Annotated in this window: 4 protein-coding genes; all 4 read right to left on the bottom strand. The window is 30.9% G+C overall.

Features of this window, described 5'->3' with window-relative positions; translation table 11 throughout:
- Window positions 1–147: 147 nt before the first annotated feature.
- On the bottom strand, window positions 148–249 hold the full coding sequence (locus HMPREF3031_RS11605; RefSeq protein ID WP_070626062.1) for an SE2200 family small protein: 102 nt from the start codon (window positions 247–249) through the stop codon (window positions 148–150).
- A gap of 34 nt (window positions 250–283) precedes the next feature.
- Entirely contained in the window at window positions 284–1783 is a 1500-nt protein-coding gene (lqo, locus tag HMPREF3031_RS11600) for an L-lactate dehydrogenase (quinone) (RefSeq protein WP_070724967.1), read from the bottom strand.
- 134 nt (window positions 1784–1917) lie between these two features.
- Complete coding sequence (locus HMPREF3031_RS11595) at window positions 1918–3522, bottom strand: L-lactate permease (RefSeq protein WP_070626066.1); 1605 nt, start codon at window positions 3520–3522, stop codon at window positions 1918–1920.
- Between the two features lie 446 nt (window positions 3523–3968).
- The coding region (locus HMPREF3031_RS11590) for an LPXTG cell wall anchor domain-containing protein (RefSeq protein WP_142351334.1) at window positions 3969–4179 on the bottom strand (211 nt) is incomplete at its 5' end.

Genomic DNA, 4179 nt, shown 5'->3' with positions numbered 1-4179 from the left:
TATCACCAGTCCTAAATAGTATAGAGCCCTTTTTCTTCCATTAAAAATTCATTTGAATGAACTAAGTAAATATCAAAAATTAACAACATAATCTAAATTCTAAGGTAAAACAATATATGTTCATGCTAATCTTTATATAATTATCTATTAATATTCTATGTTAGGTGCCTTATTTACATGAGCTTGATAACGTTTTAATCCCAAAAAGGCAACAATAACAACTATTGAAATTGTTAATAATTTGTTCATAAGAAACCTCCTATATATCAATCTATGATATAAATTATTTGCTACTCATATAATAATTTAATTCTAAGTCTTTTGATGTTTGTTGGCGTGTTTTTCTCATCAGTTCGATATCCTCAATTAACGATCTACCGTATGACGGAATCATTTTTTTAATAATCGGCATCCATTGTTCTTCATATTCTGGGAAATTCTTTTCGATCACTTCTAATGATACAGATACTGAAGTTGAAGCACCAGGAGATTCACCTAATAAAGCGATAACTGAATGGTCTGCAGAGTTAACTACTTCAGTGCCAAATTGAATAAATCCTTTTCCATACTCTGGAGTATCTTTAATAACCTGAACACGTTTACCAGCAGTATATAATTGCCAATCTTCATCACGAGCTTCCGGATAGAATGTACGTAAATGATTCATACAACCTTCTTTAGTCATTAAAATTTGATCAAATGAATATTTAATTAATGGTAAGTTTTTAACCGCTGAAGCTAACAATGTCATAATATTGTATGGCTTGACTGATTTAAATAAATCTAAGTTAGAACCATTTTTTAAAAACTTAGGTCCTACACTAGCAAACGGACCAAACAATAGTGTGCGTTCTCCATCAATATAACGTGTATCCAAGTGAGGTACAGTCATAGGAGGTGTGCCTGGCGGTTCTTTACCGTAAACTTTGGCATCATGCTTTTCAATAACAGAAGGATTTGTACAGATTAAAAACTGTCCTGTAATAGGGAAGCCACCTAAGTTTTTACTTTCAGGAATGCCTGTCTTTTGTAATAGTGGAATTGCACCACCACCTGCACCAATAAATACGTAATCTGCAAGTTCTGTTTTAATATTTCCGCTATTACGTTGACGTACTTTAACTTCCCATTTACCATCTTTACGATGATTAAAATCAATAACTTCATGATTGTATTGGACATTTGCATTTGGATGTTCCTCAATACTCTTAGCCATTTTACGAGTAAGTTCTCCGAAATTGACATCTGTTCCTTCATCAATTTTACTTGCAGCCATAATGTCACTAGCACTATGCCCTTGCATCATTAATGGAATCCATTTTCTCATTTCTTCAATATTTTCGGTATATTCAATGTTGTCAAACATTGGAGCATCTTTCATAGCATGATAACGATCTTTTAAGAATTGAACGTTATTTTTTCCTCGCACGAAACTAATATGAGGTAGTGGTTTGATAAACTCTTTTGGATTAGAGATATTATTACTCTTTACTAAATAGCTCCAAAATTGTTTTGAAATTTCAAATTGCTCATTAATCTCTTTTGCTTTCTCAATATCAATCGAACCATCAGGTTGTCTCACAGTATAGTTTAATTCACATAATGCTGCGTGACCTGTTCCTGCATTATGACGCTCGTTTGAGCTTTCAATCCCAGGTCGATCTAGGCGCTCATAAAGTTTTATTTTCCAATTTGGTTCTAATTCTTTAAGCATAGAACTAAAAGTAGTACTTAAAACACCAGCGCCAATGACAACAACTGTTTTTGACTCTTTATTATTCATAATTGACTCCCTTTCTTATTTTGAGTACAGAAAACATTGTAATACAAAAACCATATTAATGAAAATACTAATTTTCAATATAAATCATTCATTTATGGAATATAATCCTAAAATTATCATAGTGTAATAATACCTCAAGTTATAAAAATACTAAGAATAAATGTCCAAATACACACAAATATAAGGAGGCCTATACTAAAACGCATAGTCATTTTCATCAAGCGTGATTCCTTCCCCACTTCATTAACTGCTGCGGTAGCAATGGCAATGGATTGTGGCGATACAATTTTAGCTGTCACACCACCAGCAACATTAGCGGCCACCAATAAAGAAGCTTTAATATCAATCTGAGTCGCAACTGATGCTTGGATAGGTGCAAAGAGAACATTATTATTTACAACAGATCCTGTCATAAATACACCAATCCATCCTAATATCGGAGATAACAACGGGAAAATAGAACCAGACTTAGAAATACCCTGTCCCATTGCACTACTTAAACCACCGTAAGTTGTCACCTTAGATACTGCTAAAATAAAACAAATTGTAAGTACAGAAATCCATAACTCTTTAAATGTAACACCTAATAATTTACCAGCACTTTTAAAATTCATGTTTTTAGCAATGATAATTGTTAAAATTACTGTAATCAAAATGGCTGTACCAGTTTGTGCAATAAAGTTAAATGTCAAAATATTAGGTGTATGAGTAACATCATTCATCGTACCAGGAACATTAAATTTAACAACCAATGAACTGAATAAGCCATCTTTTTCAAATAGCTTTTTGAAGAATGATGAACTCCAAATAAGAACAACAAAAGTTAGAATAATGAATGGGCTCCACGCATAAACAATATCTTTCAATGAATGTTTAGTTACAGATGGAGTATTTTCATCTTTATGTAATCTAAAGATGTTTTTAGGTTGGATTTTTTTAGATACTAGCGCTAACACTATCATGCTTACTAAACCAGGAATAATATCTGCAAGTGCTGATACATCTAAACTTGTAATAACAAGTTGCAAGAATGTATAAGTAAAAGAAACTATTAAAGTAAGTAACCAAGTTTCTTTTACACCTTTAAATCCATCAATCATAAACATTAATAGAAATGGTATAAAAAAACTAATAAAATCAAGCGTTAAATTACCAATCAATGCTACTTCCGTTGAAGTAACATTTCCAGATAAACTTAACGTATCAATAATTGATATTGGTATTCCAACTGCTCCGTAGGCACCTGCAGCAGCATTAGCCACCAAACAATACATAGCTGCCTCTAATGGCTTGAATCCCAGTTGAGTAAGTAATACAGCACATATCGCAATGGGTACACCAAAACCAGCTGCTCCTTCTAAAAATGCATTAAATACAAAACCAATAAGCAGTAATTGAATACGTTGATCTTGTGAAATACTTGAAATACTATCTTGGACAATATCAAACTGTCCACTCTCAGTTGAAATTTTATATAACCATACAGCCATAATAATAATAAAACCAATAGGAATAACTCCTTGGTAAAAACCTTCCAGTACAGCACCGCCAGCAATACTTATTGGAAGTTTAAAAACAACTAAAGCAACTATTATTGTCACTATTAAAGTTGATAATGCTGCATAAACACCTTTCATTTTAAATACTATTAAAAATAATAGAAATAAAATGATAGGTACAGCAGCAACAATTGATGATAAAAGCAAATTATTAAATGGATCAAATGAATGTACTAACATTGAACCCCTCATTTCTCAATAAATAATTATTCATACATTTTGATTTATAAATAACTTCAAATAAACAAAAATCATCTGAACCCAAATTTAAAATACAACTTATATTTATTATCTATCTCCTTTAATTTCAGTAGTTAACATCATTAATATTCACTTTTTTATTATAGACGAAAACCTCAAGATTTTGTATATTTAAAATTTTATATCCATCAATGAACTCAAGGTATTTATTATCTATATTTTTCACACTCAGTGCTTTTTATAAGAAAAATTCATATGTTCCACCTATTATCATAAGATAAATTGCATTTAGTTCTTTTTATATTGCAAAACATTTTCATTTCCTATTTGAAAAGTAAAAAGGCCTGTAGGTGATATTAAACATCATTCTACAGACCTTTATAAAATCTATATCATCTATTACAAATATCTTAATGACTTACATATTAATTGTCATTATTTTTTTTACGTCTTCCAAATAACAATAAACTTCCAAGTACTGCAAATAAAGAACCAAATAAAGTCGCATTACTTTGATCTGTTTGTTGTCCTGTTTCTGGTAATTCTTTTTTAGCAGGAACAGAATTACCTTTTGAATTTTTAGGCGATTTAGTAATTGCACTATTATCCGCTTGTTCTTTTGTTGTGACTGATACT

Source organism: Staphylococcus sp. HMSC072B07 (assembly GCF_001815505.1).
GTDB lineage: Bacteria > Bacillota > Bacilli > Staphylococcales > Staphylococcaceae > Staphylococcus > Staphylococcus simulans.
Note: the sequence above shows the minus strand (reverse complement) of the source record. Positions and strands in the feature narration are given on the sequence as shown.

Excerpts from the sequence above, each read along its gene's own strand:
- HMPREF3031_RS11595 (WP_070626066.1), bottom strand. The coding sequence starts at position 3,522 with ATGTTAGTACATTCATTTGATCCATTTAATAATTTGCTTTTATCATCA.
- HMPREF3031_RS11605 (WP_070626062.1), bottom strand. The coding sequence starts at position 249 with ATGAACAAATTATTAACAATTTCAATAGTTGTTATTGTTGCCTTTTTG.
- lqo (WP_070724967.1), bottom strand. The coding sequence starts at position 1,783 with ATGAATAATAAAGAGTCAAAAACAGTTGTTGTCATTGGCGCTGGTGTT.